27 protein-coding genes, 1 tRNA gene and 1 pseudogene are annotated in these 15568 nt (G+C 54.1%); all 29 read left to right on the plus strand.

Annotated features, from left to right (window positions below; translation table 11 throughout):
- Positions 1 to 15: 15 nt before the first annotated feature.
- The 29 genes and pseudogenes from CE636_RS21500 (at position 16) to CE636_RS21635 (ending at position 15560) form a co-directional block, all read left to right on the plus strand.
- Complete coding sequence (locus CE636_RS21500) at positions 16 to 867, plus strand: DNA replication protein (protein ID WP_164852372.1); 852 nt, start codon at positions 16 to 18, stop codon at positions 865 to 867.
- Between the two features lie 4 nt (positions 868 to 871).
- The gene (locus CE636_RS21505) at positions 872 to 2287 is read left to right on the plus strand and encodes a DnaB-like helicase C-terminal domain-containing protein (RefSeq protein ID WP_164852396.1); all 1416 of its coding nucleotides are present in this window, start codon (positions 872 to 874) and stop codon (positions 2285 to 2287) included.
- Entirely contained in the window at positions 2287 to 2580 is a 294-nt protein-coding gene (locus CE636_RS21510; RefSeq protein ID WP_012542626.1) for a protein ren, read from the plus strand. Before CE636_RS21505 ends, CE636_RS21510 begins: the two co-directional genes overlap by 1 nt.
- Positions 2577 to 3143: a hypothetical protein gene (locus CE636_RS21515; protein ID WP_017898862.1), complete on the plus strand. Its 567-nt coding sequence runs from the start codon at positions 2577 to 2579 to the stop codon at positions 3141 to 3143. The genes CE636_RS21510 and CE636_RS21515 overlap by 4 nt, the downstream gene beginning before the upstream one ends.
- Positions 3140 to 3346, plus strand: a complete 207-nt coding sequence (locus CE636_RS21520; protein WP_004178825.1) for a hypothetical protein — start codon at positions 3140 to 3142, stop codon at positions 3344 to 3346. The genes CE636_RS21515 and CE636_RS21520 overlap by 4 nt, the downstream gene beginning before the upstream one ends.
- Complete coding sequence (locus tag CE636_RS21525; RefSeq protein ID WP_017898861.1) at positions 3343 to 3633, plus strand: hypothetical protein; 291 nt, start codon at positions 3343 to 3345, stop codon at positions 3631 to 3633. Before CE636_RS21520 ends, CE636_RS21525 begins: the two co-directional genes overlap by 4 nt.
- A complete protein-coding gene (locus CE636_RS21530) occupies positions 3633 to 3845 on the plus strand; it encodes a hypothetical protein (RefSeq protein WP_023283338.1) in 213 nt (70 codons plus the stop codon). Before CE636_RS21525 ends, CE636_RS21530 begins: the two co-directional genes overlap by 1 nt.
- A gap of 98 nt (positions 3846 to 3943) precedes the next feature.
- Positions 3944 to 4097 (plus strand): annotated as a pseudogene (locus CE636_RS29695) (hypothetical protein); the annotation flags it as partial.
- Positions 4095 to 4712, plus strand: coding sequence for a hypothetical protein (locus CE636_RS21535; RefSeq protein ID WP_416234135.1), 618 nt, complete (start codon positions 4095 to 4097; stop codon positions 4710 to 4712). The pseudogene CE636_RS29695 and the gene CE636_RS21535, both read left to right, overlap by 3 nt.
- Positions 4709 to 5122 (plus strand): DUF551 domain-containing protein, encoded by a 414-nt coding sequence (locus CE636_RS29700; protein ID WP_017898858.1) that lies wholly within the window; start codon positions 4709 to 4711, stop codon positions 5120 to 5122. The genes CE636_RS21535 and CE636_RS29700 overlap by 4 nt, the downstream gene beginning before the upstream one ends.
- A gap of 84 nt (positions 5123 to 5206) precedes the next feature.
- Positions 5207 to 5440 carry a hypothetical protein gene (locus CE636_RS21545; protein WP_017898857.1) on the plus strand — a complete coding sequence of 78 codons (234 nt, stop codon included), beginning with the start codon at positions 5207 to 5209 and terminating at the stop codon, positions 5438 to 5440.
- A 48-nt stretch (positions 5441 to 5488) separates the two neighbouring features.
- Positions 5489 to 5746 carry a DNA polymerase III subunit theta gene (locus tag CE636_RS21550; RefSeq protein ID WP_017898856.1) on the plus strand — a complete coding sequence of 86 codons (258 nt, stop codon included), beginning with the start codon at positions 5489 to 5491 and terminating at the stop codon, positions 5744 to 5746.
- A gap of 200 nt (positions 5747 to 5946) precedes the next feature.
- On the plus strand, positions 5947 to 6378 hold the full coding sequence (locus tag CE636_RS21555) for a hypothetical protein (protein ID WP_017898855.1): 432 nt from the start codon (positions 5947 to 5949) through the stop codon (positions 6376 to 6378).
- Positions 6371 to 6955: an NUMOD4 motif-containing HNH endonuclease gene (locus CE636_RS21560; protein WP_017898854.1), complete on the plus strand. Its 585-nt coding sequence runs from the start codon at positions 6371 to 6373 to the stop codon at positions 6953 to 6955. Before CE636_RS21555 ends, CE636_RS21560 begins: the two co-directional genes overlap by 8 nt.
- Positions 6936 to 7106 carry a NinE family protein gene (locus CE636_RS21565; protein ID WP_017898853.1) on the plus strand — a complete coding sequence of 57 codons (171 nt, stop codon included), beginning with the start codon at positions 6936 to 6938 and terminating at the stop codon, positions 7104 to 7106. The genes CE636_RS21560 and CE636_RS21565 overlap by 20 nt, the downstream gene beginning before the upstream one ends.
- Positions 7099 to 7680, plus strand: coding sequence for a recombination protein NinG (locus tag CE636_RS21570; protein ID WP_017898852.1), 582 nt, complete (start codon positions 7099 to 7101; stop codon positions 7678 to 7680). The genes CE636_RS21565 and CE636_RS21570 overlap by 8 nt, the downstream gene beginning before the upstream one ends.
- On the plus strand, positions 7677 to 7901 hold the full coding sequence (locus CE636_RS21575; RefSeq protein WP_017898851.1) for a hypothetical protein: 225 nt from the start codon (positions 7677 to 7679) through the stop codon (positions 7899 to 7901). Before CE636_RS21570 ends, CE636_RS21575 begins: the two co-directional genes overlap by 4 nt.
- Positions 7898 to 8038 carry a YlcG family protein gene (locus CE636_RS21580; protein ID WP_004884232.1) on the plus strand — a complete coding sequence of 47 codons (141 nt, stop codon included), beginning with the start codon at positions 7898 to 7900 and terminating at the stop codon, positions 8036 to 8038. The genes CE636_RS21575 and CE636_RS21580 overlap by 4 nt, the downstream gene beginning before the upstream one ends.
- A complete protein-coding gene (locus tag CE636_RS21585; protein WP_017898850.1) occupies positions 8035 to 8535 on the plus strand; it encodes an antiterminator Q family protein in 501 nt (166 codons plus the stop codon). Before CE636_RS21580 ends, CE636_RS21585 begins: the two co-directional genes overlap by 4 nt.
- Positions 8536 to 8710: 175 nt before the next feature.
- Positions 8711 to 8786 (plus strand) — tRNA-Thr (locus CE636_RS21590).
- A 576-nt stretch (positions 8787 to 9362) separates the two neighbouring features.
- Positions 9363 to 9611: a phage holin gene (locus CE636_RS21595; RefSeq protein WP_004146526.1), complete on the plus strand. Its 249-nt coding sequence runs from the start codon at positions 9363 to 9365 to the stop codon at positions 9609 to 9611.
- 2 nt (positions 9612 to 9613) lie between these two features.
- Positions 9614 to 10144: a lysozyme gene (locus tag CE636_RS21600; RefSeq protein WP_017898848.1), complete on the plus strand. Its 531-nt coding sequence runs from the start codon at positions 9614 to 9616 to the stop codon at positions 10142 to 10144.
- A complete protein-coding gene (locus CE636_RS21605; protein WP_025999114.1) occupies positions 10141 to 10530 on the plus strand; it encodes a DUF2570 domain-containing protein in 390 nt (129 codons plus the stop codon). Before CE636_RS21600 ends, CE636_RS21605 begins: the two co-directional genes overlap by 4 nt.
- Positions 10415 to 10672 (plus strand): Rz1 lytic protein, encoded by a 258-nt coding sequence (locus CE636_RS29425; protein WP_218839463.1) that lies wholly within the window; start codon positions 10415 to 10417, stop codon positions 10670 to 10672. Before CE636_RS21605 ends, CE636_RS29425 begins: the two co-directional genes overlap by 116 nt.
- 123 nt (positions 10673 to 10795) lie before the next feature.
- Positions 10796 to 11170 (plus strand): hypothetical protein, encoded by a 375-nt coding sequence (locus CE636_RS21615; protein WP_017898845.1) that lies wholly within the window; start codon positions 10796 to 10798, stop codon positions 11168 to 11170.
- Positions 11171 to 11230: 60 nt separating this feature from the next.
- A complete protein-coding gene (locus CE636_RS21620) occupies positions 11231 to 11971 on the plus strand; it encodes a hypothetical protein (protein ID WP_017898844.1) in 741 nt (246 codons plus the stop codon).
- A gap of 3 nt (positions 11972 to 11974) precedes the next feature.
- A complete protein-coding gene (locus CE636_RS21625) occupies positions 11975 to 13306 on the plus strand; it encodes a terminase large subunit domain-containing protein (protein ID WP_020480997.1) in 1332 nt (443 codons plus the stop codon).
- Between the two features lie 11 nt (positions 13307 to 13317).
- Positions 13318 to 14733, plus strand: a complete 1416-nt coding sequence (locus tag CE636_RS21630; protein WP_017898842.1) for an anti-CBASS protein Acb1 family protein — start codon at positions 13318 to 13320, stop codon at positions 14731 to 14733.
- Positions 14730 to 15560: a hypothetical protein gene (locus CE636_RS21635; protein ID WP_017898841.1), complete on the plus strand. Its 831-nt coding sequence runs from the start codon at positions 14730 to 14732 to the stop codon at positions 15558 to 15560. The genes CE636_RS21630 and CE636_RS21635 overlap by 4 nt, the downstream gene beginning before the upstream one ends.
- The last annotated feature ends 8 nt before the right edge of the window (positions 15561 to 15568 follow it).

Below are 15568 nucleotides of genomic sequence, written 5' to 3' on the forward strand. Positions count from 1 at the left end.
GGGTCTCAGAAGCCCATGGAGAAACCTCAGCCATCAGGGCAGGGGTTGGTATTCCTGCACCGTAAAGTAAGAGAGCTGCCGTTCTACAAGAGCGACAGTGAGGCCGTCCATTTGTGGATCCATCTCATCATGGAAGTGAATTCAGCTGACGGTATGGTCACCACGGAGTTTGGCGAATACCCAGTTTCCCGCGGTCAGGTGATCACCGGGCGACATGCCTTGTCGAAAGACACGGGAATAGCACCTGACAGGGTTAAGTACCTGCTGAACAAGTTCGCGAAAATGGGCATGATCACCACTCTTGCAAACAAGAAATTTACCCTCTTAACCGTCACCAAATACGACGACTATCAGCAATTTTTTGTGCCAACAGAATGCCAACAGAATGCCAACGCAAACCCAGTAACCACGCTGCGTACAGGCGAGGTTGTGCCAACAGAATGCCAACAGAGTGCCACAAACAATATATTAAATAATATCTCTTCTACTGACGTAGAAGAGAGTGCATCAGCATCGCAAAAATCAGAACCAAAAAAACCGTCTCTCAGCTGTGAGCAGGTTGTTGAGGTTTACCACCGGGTTCTGCCAGAAGCTCAAGGTATCAGGATCCTCACTGACAAGCGCCGTAACCTGATCCGCTCGTTCTGGCAGAAGGCCAACAAAATTACCCGTCAGCTTGATGGCCACAGCTTTACCCTGGCCGACTGGGAGTCTTACCTGAGCTACATCGCCAGTAACTGCCGCTGGATGCTTGAGAATCGCCCTGATCAGCGCACCGGGAAAACTTGGCGCCGCAAGTCGCTGGAATACTTCCTGAATGTCGATGTCTACGCCAAAACGCGCGAGGGGGCCTGTGATGACCTCTGATTTCATGACACCTCCGCACAGCATTGAAGCAGAGCAGAGCGTGCTGGGCGGGCTCCTGCTGGACGACGACACCAGCGAGCGTACTCAGAAGGTGCTTTCGATCCTCAAGCCGGAATCTTTCTACTCGCGCCAGCACCAGGTCATTTTCGCTGAAATGCGCCAGATGTACCGCGACCATAAGCCGGTCGATCTGCTGACCCTGTTTGATGCTCTGGAAAGCAAGGGGCTGACAGAGACCGTTGGGGGCTTTGCATACCTGGCTGAAATGTCGAAGAACACGCCAAGCGCGGCCAACATCGTGGCTTATGCAATGCGCGTTCGTGAGACGGCGATGGAGCGTTACGGCATCGAGAAAACAACGAAGGCGATCGAGTTGCTGTACTCCCGCAACGGGATGACGGCAGAGCAGAAATTCGATGCTATTCAGGGGCTGTTCACTGAGATAACCGAGCACGTAAAAACCGGCCGGCGGACAGGGCTTCGCACGTTCTACGACGCTGTCACTGACTGGTCAGCAGAATTCGACGAAAGGCTCAAGCCGGATGGTCGTTCCCGCGGGTTGTCGACCGGGATCCGCTCTCTGGATGAGCTTCTCGGTGTGAAACGCATTGTGCGTGGCAGCCTGTTCGTTATCGGCGCTCGCCCGAAAATGGGTAAAACCACGCTCTACACCCAGATGGGGATCAACTGCGCGACGGTCGAGAACGAGCCTGCCCTTATGTTTTCCCTGGAAATGCCGGAGGGGCAGATGGTCGAGAAAATCACCGCCCAGAAAAGTCGGATCTCGCCAAACCTGTTTTACCCGGACATGACGAAGGATGACTACGGCTATCGCGGGGACTGGAACAGCGATCTGCAAAAGGCCACCGGTGTAATGGGCGCGCTTATTGAAACCAACAATCTCCTGATTGATGACACCCCGGGCATTTCACTGGCGCATGTCATGGCTGAGTCTCGCCGCGTCAAGCGCGAACGCGGCAAGGTCGGGATGATCCTCGTTGACTACCTGACGCTGATGACTGCCGATAAGGCAGAGCGTAATGACCTGGCTTACGGGCTGATCACCAAAGGCCTCAAGACCCTGGCTAAGGAGCTGGATTGCGTCGTCGTTCTCCTGACTCAGCTTAACCGTGAGCTTGAGAAGCGAACCAATAAGCGCCCCTTGCCGAGCGACTCCAGAGACACCGGGCAGATTGAACAGGACTGCGATTACTGGCTGGCCATATACCGGGAGGGCGCCTACGACGAGAACGCAAACCAGAGCGACACAGAACTCCTCCTGCGCCTTAACCGGCATGGTGAGACTGGGGTTGTCTACTGCGAGCAGCGTCACGGGGCAATTTATGACTGCGATCAGGAGGCTGCCAGTCAGCGCCGTCGCGATAAAGAGCAAAAACCAACCAAGCGGGGTGGATTTTGATGACAGGCAAAGACGCAATTCTGAACTACCTGAAAACGCATAAAACCTGTAGCTCGCCAGATGTAGCCGCGGCTTCCGGGATGACGCATACCTGCATCAACCAGGCTGCAAATATCCTGGCAAAGCAGGGGGTGCTGGTAGCTGAAGCTCGGGTGTGGCGGACGGTTTACTACCGGCTGGCCACTGAAGAAGAAATTTCAGGCAGAAAGAGCACAAACCAGATTTTCAACGAGTGTCGGCAAAGCCCGGCGATGAAGCGGGTACTGGCTGTTTACGGGAGAACATCAGCATGACTATCACACTACAGGCAGTAAACGAGCTCATCGCCTCCCTGGAGAGCGCAGGAGAGCTGTCGATCAAAGAGACAAAGGTTATGGCGCTGGCGAAAGCGTTTAAGCAGCTGGCTGCGGAGAATGTGGGGCTGAAGGCAGGGCGCAAGTTTTTCATGTACAGCGATGATGCAGGGTTTGAGAAGTACCAGACTCGCGAAGAGGCAATCAAAGCAGCTGAAGAGATGATTGATGATTATCGCGGGGATGCTGGCGATGGATGGCCGGAGGAGGCAGGAACAACCTGCTGGGGCGTGATTATCCAACAGGCCACTGAGTGTGATTACGAAAAGCCGTCAGCTGAAAACGGGTGGCTTGGCTCGTGCGATTACAGATTGCTGCCTGAAACCCCCGCCACCGATCGCATCGTAGCCGGGATTAAGGCTGATGGGGTGGAGGAGTTTGTTGAAAAATGCCGTGAGAAATCTAAGCAGGCCATTTCTTCTGATATCAGGGACAACTGGTGGCTTGCCAGTGAGCACGCTGATGACTTCGCCAAGCAGCTGCGCGAGGGGGACGGCAAATGAGCAATCGCATCCCTAATTTCGGCTGGAACCGCCTGAAACTGGCAACGCTCACCTATGAGCAACTGGCGGAGCTTGAGGAGCAGGTTAAGGCCGAGCATGCCTGCAAAAACGGCATTCACCTCTTCGACAAAGCCGGCCAGCGCAAACTCGATGCCCTTAGCTGGGCCGTATACAACAAGCAGAAGGCGGAGCGAGCAGCATGACTGATATCACCGAAATGGCGCGGCGAGTCGAACACATAATTTCAGATATGAAGCTGAAACACGGCGATAAAGATACGTATGCGCCAGTCATGAAATGGGATGAATTCCTCGCGCTGGTAGAGGCGCTGGAGAAGGCGCAGAAGCGGATTTCTCAGCTGGAGTCCCGCACTGTGAAGCTGCCAGAGCCATTCAAGTTGGCTAAATCATCGAGCGGATTAACTTACTACTACGCCGACGAGGTCGATGCAGCGCTTACCGCCGCTGGCATCAAGTGGGAGGCTGAGTGATGGGAATAACTGAAGGATTTTGCGCCGATTTGTATTGCGACTGTGATGGTTGTCAGTCAGGGAAAATCTATCCGCAGGGGCAGGCTGATTTTATTGGCCGGAATATGACCGACATTTCTCAGCAGGCGCGCAAAGCTGGCTGGCGCATCAGCAAAGACCGTCAGCGCTGCTATGCGCCAGGCCACAAAATTTCACGGGGAGCCAACCAATGACCAAATCAACCATAACCAGAGAGCGCCTGGAAGAAATTGTCAGCGACCCAATGATTAATCAGGGTAGCGAGTTTGCGATGATGGCCCGCATGGCGCTGGCCGCAATGGAAAGCGAGGCAGACTGCAAGGAGAGAAAACTATTCTGTATCAACCGATACAGCCAGGATGAGAAAGGTAATCTCCGTCTCTGCTGGTACCGAGGGTGCGCCGCTCTATCGCCACGCGCAGCCGGTAGTAGATATCGAGCCAGTGGCAGAAGTTTTATCTAACCGCCCAGGCAATGACACGTCGACAATTGACAGGGCGCTTCCTGTTGGCACTCAGCTCTATCGCCACGCGCAGCCGGTGGCGGACAGCGAGCCGGATCGCAATCCTGTGCTGGCGTATGCCGACAGTTATCGTGATATGGCGAAACAAGGCGTCGAGTCAGTACCAATTTGGAGCGTCATTACCGACCTCGAGCGAAACATAGCGCCGCTCTATCGCCACGTGCAGCCAGCGCCGGTAGTGCCGGAGGAAAAACCAATTCCAAATACACTGAGCATGTACGCCGTGGATGCAGTAGCAGCCATCGCTGAGGTGAAGGGCTGGAACGCCTGCCGCGCCGCCATGCTCGAACGACAACTTGTCGACCGTGTCGATGAGAAGTCGCTAACCAGCATCAATCCCGCGCCAGATCTGGTTTCCTTGCAAAAAAAAGCTGAGTCGATAATCGGCAACTATACGGGAATTCCGGATGGTTACGTGATGGTTCCTGTCGAGCCGAACGGCGACATGCTAGCGGCGGCTCAAGATGCATACGGCGAAACTGATGGCGATATCGCAAGCACACTCCGCGCCGCGATGCTCAGCGGAGGTAAGCCATGAAAGACAAGCTGCTGCTACTCAGAAATCAGCTGAAGATGGGGCATAGAATATCATTCGCTGAAGCAATGCTCCTGCAGAGAGCTATCGACATTCTTGTGAATAAGGCTGGCAACCCTCCGGCGCAATCAGATTGCTGCCTGGCGCAAAACCACGTTTCTCCGGAGCAAGGCGGCGACACTCCAGCGCAAAGGCATGGATGGATTCCGTTAAGCGAGCAGATGCCACCAAGTCGTCATGAGGTTTTGGTCGGGCGTTGGTGGGGAGAGAAGCCGCGGTGGTGTTGCAAATGGGCAACGTATATCCCTGGCCACCCTGATGCGCAGGGTAGTGGCTGGTTGATTCCCGGCGCGTCATGGACGCCAACTCACTGGATGCCGCTGCCGGCCGCACCGCAGGAGCCAAAACCATGACTGAGGGAATGCGACAGCACCGCGCTTTCGTGCTGACTTGTTTGCTGGTAATAGCTCAGCGCAGAACGGCGCAGGAGATAACGAATGGAAAATAAACCAGAGTGGCAGCAGCAGGCTGAGAAACTTGCTGAGCTGTACGGAACAAGCTTCGTGATATTCAGGAATGGAAAGGAGCCTGAGTGTGTCGATCCCACGAAAGTGGCGCTTTCATTTGTTGCCGAAAGCAAAAGGCGCTTTGACGAGACAAGAGAGGCCATGCGGCAGGAACACGAGATGGCATCATCCAGGCTGACCAAGCATCGCTTTATTCCGAAATAAGGTTGATAGTGGTATATAATCCCCTCCACAGCAGAGGGGATTTTTCTTATGTCGAAGTGGAACATTGCAGCCAAATCGAAAGACGAGCAGGACAAGGTCAACGTCGACCTCGCGGCGTCCGGTGTCGCGTACAAAGAGCGGCTTAACCAGCCGGTAGTCGCCGAAGTGGTAGCCAGAGAGCAGCCAGAACACCTGCGCGAGTATTTCATGGAGCGCGTCCGCTACTACCGCGAGCAGAGCGTCCAGCTCCCCCGCGCATCCGATCCGCGCTATCTCGAAATGGCAGAGCAGAACGCCAAGAAATAGCGATTTTCTCGTATATGCTCATTTTGCTTTTATCCCCGTGACGGGCGATAATTACCTGGTCAGCCTGAGCAACTGACACGATTATCCGGCGCCAAGTGGGGACACATGGCGCACAAAACCTTACAGCAATCCCTGTCACCGATGACGAAGGCCACCGGCGATTTTCTGCATTCAGCGTTTGGCCTCTGCGGAGGTGAAGCGTGAGCATCCAAAAAGATGGCATCCGCCTTCATAAATCTAATTTCTCCGCCATAGGGCAACAGATTCAGCCAATGCTGGAATCTGGTGACTGCTATCGGCTGATCCTAAAGCCTTGGCGAGACAAGCGATCCATTCCGCAAAATTCTCTTATGTGGATGTGGAACAGCGATGTGGCAACTGCAGTAAACCAACATTCGACTGAAAAACTTAACGAGGAAGACCTACACGAGTTCCTGAAGGACATGTTCTGCCCTGCCAAGCCAGTAACGGTTTTTGGTGAAACCAAGATGGTGAAGTCCACCAAGCTCCTCGACACCGAAGAGATGACCTTTTACCTGCGCCGCATTGAAGTCTGGTGCGCAGAAAGAGGTATCAAACTACGCATTCCTGCTAATTCCGAATACCACGAAAAAGGACATGATCATGTTTGACGATGAGGTATGGAAAGAAACGGCTGTTTCTCGTGATTATGAGGTTTCTTCGGAGGGGAGATTCAGATCGGTTGATCGTGTCATTGAAACCATTGGCGGCTATTCAAAAGGATTATCAGGGATGCCGATCAAGCCTTTTAAGGTGCAGCCGACAGGGTATCTCCAGGTAAAAATCTGCGGGAAAAAATATTTAGCCCATCGGCTGGTTGCGCTGGCATTTTGTGAAGGGTTCGCAAATGGCCTCGTGGTAAACCACAAAAATGGAGATCGAGCAGATAACAGAGCTGAAAACCTTGAGTGGGTAACTAGCTCAGAAAATATCAAACACGCCTATAGAGAGCTGGGCGTAATACCGGAACAGCTAGGGAAATATGGCGAAGACAATAACGCAAGTAAGGTAGTTATAGCCACCTGCAAAATCACCGGAAAAGAAATCAGATATGGCGCTGCAATGGACGCCGTTCGAGACGGTTTTGATAGTAGCTGCATTAGCCGTTGCTGCAACGGGAAGTCAGTAAGCCACAAAGGATATTACTGGCGCTTTGAGGAGTCTTCGCATGCACAGTCTGCTCGCTAAGGTCATGGATCGCGGCATCTTCCGCGTACCGGCGCGCCGCAAGCGCAAGGTCGAGGTTAAGCCTTCCGATATACCGACCCTGAAGGACTACACCGCCCGCCTGGTCGATAAGAAGTGGCTCCGCCTGAGAGCAAGGAGTCCACATGCTTAAACGTGCTCAGCGCCGTTGCAAAATCTGCCGGGCCAAATTCACCCCAACATTCGAAAACCATCGTTGGTGCTGCCCTGAGCATGGTGCTGAATTTGCCATGCAGGAACTTGAGAAGAAGCGCGAAAAGCAGGCTCAGGCGAAAGAGAAGAAAGAGCGCGCAGCCTGGAGAAAGCGCAAAGCAGCGGTGAAACCGCTCCGGCACTGGGAAGATATGACTCAGCGTGTCGTTAACGACTATATCCGCGAGCGTGACCACGATCTGCCGTGCATCAGTTGCGGCACGTTCGACACTGTTCAGTGGGAGGCCGGTCATTACCGATCCCGCGGGAAAGCGTCTCACCTGCGCTACAACGAGGACAACATTCACAAGCAGTGCCATCACTGCAACGTGCAAATGTCAGGTAACCAGCAGCAGTACCGCATCGGCCTGGTAGAGAAAATCGGCGCTGAGCGCGTCGAGGCGCTCGAAAACAACAACACCCCTCACCGATACACCATCGAAGAACTGGAAGGCATCAGGCGCCATTACAGCGCGCTACGCCGTGCGCTCATAAAACAACGGGAGGCCGCATGAGCAAAATCCAATACCCAATGTCCACTGCCGCAGTTTTTGATGACGTGGTTTATCCCATCCACCTGAACGGGGCGCATCAGATAGAGAGCGAGGCTATGGGCGCGATCAGATGGTTCTGCCGGTGGAACAACGAGGAGATGGCCGTCGTTAAGGCGCATGTGCTGTTTAGCTGCTGGGGCCTTTACCTGACGTATGACCAACTTATGGCGGAGGCCAAATGAGCCGTGACGTTATCGAACGCATCCGCGACCGCTGGCAAAAGCTCCGCCTCTGCCGGCACCGCGGCACTGTACTGGTTGACTACCGCATACTGAGAAATTTCGTTCGCATCTATCAGACCCTGGGAGAGACAGCATGAAACTGGAATTAACCAACGAACAGCACCAGTGGATAGATCAGTGGCTCCAGCTTTGGGGCGCGTGGTGCCAGACAGGGAAGATAGACAAGGCGATGATAAATATGATTGCCAAGTTCATGGCCACCGTTGAGCCACAAGCACCATCAAGGCCTGTGTGCAGCGATGATGATGGGATGCTGATTGATGCCGTTATCCGGCATTATTTGAAAAACGTAGATGAGAACGCATGGAAGGTAATTTTTGCCTATTACGTCTGTAACTCAAGCGAGATAAGGATCGCTTCATGGCAGCATGCTGTGAGCAAACCTCGCCTGATGAAGACCCGTGCCGGAAACCAGTATAAGCACCCGAGCATTTCAACCATCCGCCGGGAAGTTAAGCAGGTTATCAACGCGGCACTCTTTTGCCTGTACCAGCCGCTGCAAAATGCGTTTAACGATCGCGAAAGCGTGAGGAAAATTGCAAAAAATAGTCATAACGTGCTTGCATTTCAATGAACAAATGAGCAATATATTTAGTGTAGGTTGCCGTATTTGCGTTTGACCTATCAGAACACCGAGCCTCGCCATCGTGCGGGGCTTTTTTGTATCTGCAATCCGGTCAGGGCTCTTGGGTAGAGACGTGCTGCACGACACGTTGAAACCCTACACGCGCAGAGCCCTGAACCAGATTGCTGGTTTAGCTCAGCAGGTAGAGCGCCTGCCTTGTAAGCAGGATGTCGGCGGTACGATTCCGTCAACCAGCACCAGATAATGGCCTGGCCTGATGACGGGCTCATAATCCAATCCATCAGGGCGTTGTTGGCGCAACGCAACAGGCCGCCAGATATGGAGCACGGGCATTATCGCCTAAAATAAGTCCTCCCCCGGTGCCAGATTGATCGCCTGGCCGTTGCTCCACGAAACGGAGCCCATAACAGGTAAGGGCATTGTAAGTAGCATATCTGGGAAATGCGGCTTATGCAGATGCGGTTCGATTCCGCCGCAGTGCTCTTTCCGTTGTGGTGAATGCGTAGGCTGATACGTTAGAGACGGCACCCCTTGATGAGGACAGCGCTATCTCTGGAGAATAGTCTTGGGTACGTGTATGCCAGAGAAAGCCGGAGATCAGCACCGGCCACCACCACCTCATCCCTCTACCTTGGGACCATTACGGCTACCGCGCCGTCGCTTTTACCCTTGGTATTTCTTCCCGCCTTGAGCGGGTTTTTTATTTTCAGGGTCGCGGGAATCACCCTCGACGCTTTGTTGGTAAATCAGCCCGACGGCCCTGAACCTTTTACTGACTACAGATAGCACCCCGAACATTATCGGAGGTGGAGACTATGAAAATGCCTGACAAAATCTTTTCGGCGGCCTCGTACTGCTCGTCAGGCGGCCTGATATGCACCGGGCTGGCAAGGACCTATGACTGGTTTCATGGTCTTGACTGGAATTTTATTGCCCTGGCCAGCGGCGTGATAATCGGTGTAGCGACTTACCTGACCAATCTCTACTTTAAGCGCCGCTGGACGAAGATGTATCAGCAGTCCCTCGATCGTGGTTATGGTGGCCCGCCACCGCAGGATGAATAGCGATGGCTAACCTGAAAACGAAACTCAGTGCGGCCATGCTGGCGCTTATCGCTGCTGGCGCATCAGCTCCCGTTCTCATGGATCAGTTCCTGAATGAGAAAGAGGGCAATAGCCTCACGTCATACCGCGATGGCTCCGGCATCTGGACGATATGTCGTGGAGCAACCCGGGTAGACGGAAGGCCTGTAACGCAGGGGATGAAGTTAACCCAGGCTAAATGCGACCAAGTTAATGCCGTCGAGCGCAATAAAGCGCTGGCATGGGTTGATCAGAATGTGCGGGTTCATCTTACGCCTCCTCAAAAGGTCGGAATTGCCAGTTTCTGCCCCTATAATATCGGGCCAGGTAAATGCTTTCCTTCCACTTTCTACCGCAAGCTGAATGCCGGTGACCGGAAAGGCGCCTGCGCTGAAATTCGCAGGTGGATTTTTGATGGCGGAAAAGATTGCCGCGTGCGTTCCAACAATTGTTACGGCCAGGTCTCTCGTCGTGATCAGGAAAGCGCACTGGCATGTTGGGGGATAGATGAATGAGCCGGTTAACCGCCATTATCAGCGCGATTGTGATCTGCCTGGTTGTTTGCCTTGGGTGGCTGGCAATGCATTACCACAATGCTGCTGCTGAGCAGAAAACCAGAGCCGATAGCGCTGAGCAGCAGGTAAACGCAGCACAGGCGATCACCTCCAACGTTCTGACCACCATGACCATCTTCAACACCATCGTCGAGGCCAATCAGCATGCAAAAGAGCAGATCGCACTGGACGCATCGGGAGCCTCGGCTGATATCCGGGTTGCTGTTGCGAATGATGATTGCACTAATCGCCCTGTGCCTGCTGGCGCAGTTAAGCGGCTGCAGCAATACGCGAACGGTCTACGTCAAAGTGCCGGTGGTCCCGTTACCAGCCAGCCTGACGGCTGACACCCCGCAACCGGAAATCCCTGACAACCTGACGTGGGGCCAGAGCCTTGATTTAAATGTCAGTCTGCTATCAGCGCTTGGGCAGTGCAACCGTGATAAGGCTGACATCAGGCAAGCAGAGAAGAAAAGAGCCTCGCAATAGCGGGGCTTTTTATTGCGCTTCGCATGCGCATTTCGAAGAGAGACTTTCAGTCGTGAGCCTGGGCAAGCCGTTCACTCTTGGCGGCTTTGCCATGCGACAGGCTCACATCTAAAAGGAAAAAATATGAAAGGTGAAATCCACGATCACGCCTGCATAAACTGCTTTACCGATAAAGGTCCATGCCTTGGCGAATGCAACGTTTATGACGAAAACCGGAATCTCGCTGCAGGAATAATGCAGGAATATTTCCCGAACGGCGGAAGGGACTGGGATCAAATCCTGAGCCTATTCGATGCCATTTCCGCAGGGAAAATTCCGGGGGTACAAGCTAAGGCAATGCAGTCAAAATCATCCTCCTTTGAAGACGTAGTGAAGCCGGTAATCAAATGGCTTAACGAAAACGCCAACCCTCATACATCAGTGAGCATCGACGCAACCAGTGCTCAACTGCTTACTGGTGAAATCGGCATTCACACGGAAGAGTTCATTAAGGACTGATCGGGCATTACAGAGCCACTTCAAGAGGTGGCTCGATAATGTCACAACGAGGTAAGGACTATGGCAAAACCGGACTGGGGAGCACTGCAACACCAGTTCCTCGCCGAGCATGCCAAAACAGGAATATCCCCGAAAGACTGGTGCGCAGCGCAGGGACTGAATTACTCATCTGCGAAACGCTATATCAAAGTAACGACTTACGGTGCGAATTCGCAAAAAAAAAGTGCGAATAAATCTGCGAATTCGCAGAAGGAGAAAGGCGGGGCCAATAAAAACGGGAGGGTGAAAAAAAACCAGCCCGACACAGGCGCCCGCTCAAAATCTCCAGAAACGAAACCGATACGCGGATCACGCACCGCACCGCCGACGAACGCTTTCCAGCATGGCAACCAGAATGCATTAAAGCACGGTGGCTACGGCCGGCGGATGCTGCTCTCTGACGCTATCACTGAAGATGCCCAGATGCTCACGCTCGACGATGAGCTTTTCTGGCTGCGTGCGGCGAGCCTGACAGCGGCAGAGAATATCGGGCGCTGGCATACAGAGCTGGAGACGGCAGACAGCGAGCGGGCCAAAGATCTGCACGACCTTATCTCTCAGGCGCAGAAGGCTATGCATCGCAACACTGCGCGCATTGAGTCGCTGGAGTACACCAAAGCGGCGATTATCAAGCAGCGCGTTGATGCCGCTTACCGCGAAGCCGCGACCGAAAAGGTTGAACTCGAAATCGATGTGCTGAAAGACGGTGACAAGGATAACGCGATCGTCGTGCATAACTCGCTGCCAATCCCTGGAAGATAAATCATGGCCGACATTTACCTACCCACGCTACACAACGGGCAGTTAACGGTCTGGTCTGACTCCTGGGATCACCAGTTGAATGCGGTTCGCTGTGGTCGACGCTGGGGGAAAACCTTCATGCTGTCGAGCGCTGCGGTGACCTACGCAACGTCGCAGTTCCGGCGCCCGGGCATGGACATCGAGCTGGGCGGGCGGGTCGGTATCTTCACTGCCGAGTATCGCCAGTACCAGGAGATCTACGACAAGCTGGAAGAAATCCTTCTGCCGCTGAAAAAGAGCTTCAGCCGGCAGGAAAAGCGCCTGCTGCTGAAGAATGGCGGTAAGATTGACTTCTGGGTCACCAACGACAACAAACTGGCCGGTCGTGGTCGTGAATATGAAATTATCCTGATCGATGAGGCGGCGTTTACCAAGTCGCCTGAAATGCTGAAGGAAATCTGGCCGAAGTCGATTAAGCCGACGCTACTGACGACAAAAGGCCGGGCCTACGTATTCTCAACGCCTGACGGTGTGGACGAAGAAAACTTCTTTTATGCCATCTGCCATAACAAAGACCTCGGCTTCCATGAGCATCATGCTCCGACGTCATCAAACCCCTTCGTTCCTCCCGAGGAGCTGGAGAAAGAGCGACAGAACAACGACCCTCGCGTTTTCCGGCAGGAGTTCCTGGCCGAGTTCGTCGACTGGTCCGCTGCGTCGCTGTTCGACGTCCGCAAATGGTTTGAGGGTGAAAACCAGGATCAACCTGTCGATTACCCTGCGATGTGTCAGGCCGTCTTCGCTGTCATGGATACCGCCGTTAAGGGCGGAACAGAGCACGACGGCACGGCGGTGGTTTACTACGCCGTCGACACCAGGCCCGGCATTCAGCGCCTGACCATTCTCGACTGGGATGTGGTGCAGATCGATGGCGCGCTGCTGGAAGAGTGGATTCCGTCCGTTTTCGCCCGGCTGAATGAGCTATCCGGCCAGTGCGTCGCTGTAAATGGCAGCCTCGGCGTTTTCATCGAAGACGCCAGTATGGGCAGCATCCTCCTGCAGAAAGGCGAAAGCCTGGGATGGCCGGTCAACAAAATTGAATCCGCTCTGACCAGCAAAGGGAAGGATGAGCGCGCCATTATGGCCTCTGGGTATCACTACCGCGGGCTGGCGAAAATATCCCGATACGCCTACGAGAAGACAGCCGTCTTCAAAGGCGAAACAGCAAACCATCTGCATAAGCAGGTATCCCGATTCCACCTTGCCGATAAGAAAGCGCACAAGCGCGCCGACGACTTGCTCGACTGCTATACCTACGGGCTGATCATCGCGTTCGGTAGCGGCGACGCACTCTAGCGAGAAAACCAATGAACGAAGATGATATCGCAATCGGCAGTTGCTCGCCGGAGCTGATCACGCTCCTGGACAGCGATGATATTCAGCCGGGTATGTCGGCTGGCTATCAGACCTGCAAAACGATTTACCTCTTCCACCCGTTGGGCGGGAAAATGGTGGATCGCCCGATCAAGATGGCGATGAACGAATCGCGCACCGTTCACATTTCGCAGGCGTATGGCATTGAGCAGCGTCTTCGCGATGCATTTGAGCGGGAGTGGAAAGCGCTGGGCGCCGATAAGCACATCGCTAATGCGGCGCGCATCTCTCGCATTTACGGTGTTTCGGCGATCGCAATGCTGGTTGATAACCAGGAGTCGTCCTCAGCGGTGGACTACCGCACGCTGTATAAGCACAACGTGACATTCAACATTCTCGACCCGCTGAATACCGCGGGGAGCATCGTTCTGAACCAGGATCCTAACGCGCAAGACTTCCAGAGGGTCGACGGGATCAGAGTGGCGGGCAAGCCGTATCACAAATCCCGCTGCGTTGTGCAGCAGAACGAGGACCCGATTTATCTGGCCTATAACTCTGCGGCCTTTGGCTTTACCGGTCGCAGCGTTTACCAGCGCGCACTGTTTCCGCTGAAATCCTTCATCCAGACCATGCGCACTGACGACATGGTTTCCGTGAAGGGTGGCTTGCTGGTAACGAAGATTCAGGGCCCGAGCTCAGTCGTCAACAACATGATGCAAAAGCTCAGCGGCATCAAACGAATGATGCTGAAGCGAGGAAAGACAGGCGAAGTCCTGCAGATCGGCGCAAATGACAGCATCGAATCCATCGACCTGAGCAACCTGGAAAAGCCGCTCGACTCCTCCCGCAATCACATTCTGGAGAACATCGCGGCGGCAGCTGACATGCCGGCTATCATTCTGAACTCGGAAACATTCGCCCAGGGCTTCGGCGAGGGCACGGAAGACGCGCGTTCGGTTGCGGTCTACATCGACAACATTCGCGAATGGCTTGAGCCGCTGTATGACTATTTCATCCGCATTTGCCAGTACCGCGCCTGGAGCATTGAGTTCTTCCAGTCGCTGCGTGCTGACTTCCCAGATCTGAAAAACACCTACAGCCTGTATTTCTCATCGTGGATTAACAACTTCGAATATCGCTGGCCGTCATCCCTGAAAGAGCCGGAAAGCGAAAAAGTGAAGGTCGACGAAATCCGGTTTAAGGCGATCGTCAGCATGCTGGAAGTGCTGCTTCCGCAGGTCAACACGGATGATGAAAACCGCTCTCTGCTTATCGAGTGGGCGCAAACCAACGCGAACGCTAACGAAAGCCTGTTCCCGCAGCGTCTCGATCTCGATATCGAATCGTTAAAGGCTAACCGACCTCAGCAGCCGCAGGGAGAAGATCCCGGTGGCGGGATGATGCTATGAAGACTTTCACGCGCACCGTACGTGAGGCGGTGAAGTTCTTTCTGCGCAATGGCTACACCTCGCGGCAGGAGCTGGAGCAATGGCAGGCCATTATCCGACAGGCAGCCGAAAGCGAAACTGATGACGACTACATGAGTATGGTGTCGGATCGGTTGCGTAAGACCTATGACCTGCAGGTGAGCAAGGCTGGAGCGCTGGAGCGCCACAAGGGGCTTTCACGCTTCACGCTGAAATACATGGAGCCGAAGCTACGCAGCGAGTTGGACCGCCGCATCCTGGCCAGCGCTGACCTGATAAAGCTGAATCGCACCGCGGCGATTAACAAAACCGTTCAGCGTTTCAGTGGTTGGGCAACCAGCATCCCGGTGCAGGATTATGTCGGTGGCGGCCTGTCTGCGTCGTCGCGAAGTGGCATTGTGGCAAACGCCCAGCACATTCAGAAGAGTGCTGAGCAGGTGGACTACGAAGCGCGCCGCGTGATGATTGACCAGAGCCATAAGCTGATCGCCAATATCGACAACATCATCGCGACGGGCAATAACGCGATTGCTGCCGAATGGCATAGCCACTGGCGCCAGCCAGGGTATGACTACCGGGAAGATCACAAGGAGAGGGACAAGCTGGTCTATCTCATCCGCGGAAACTGGGCGCAGAAAAATGGCTATGTCAAAGCTGGCCCTGCCGGCTATCTCGACGAAATCACACAGCCTGGCGAAGAGGTTTTCTGTCGGTGCTACGTCACCTATCTCTACAACCTCCGCAGCATTCCCGAGAACATGCTGACCCAGAAGGGCAGCAAGTTCCTGGAGTCCATGAAAGCAGCATAGGAGCATTA

It is taken from the genome of Klebsiella sp. LY (assembly GCF_004010915.1).
Classification (GTDB): Bacteria; Pseudomonadota; Gammaproteobacteria; order Enterobacterales; family Enterobacteriaceae; genus Klebsiella; species Klebsiella quasipneumoniae.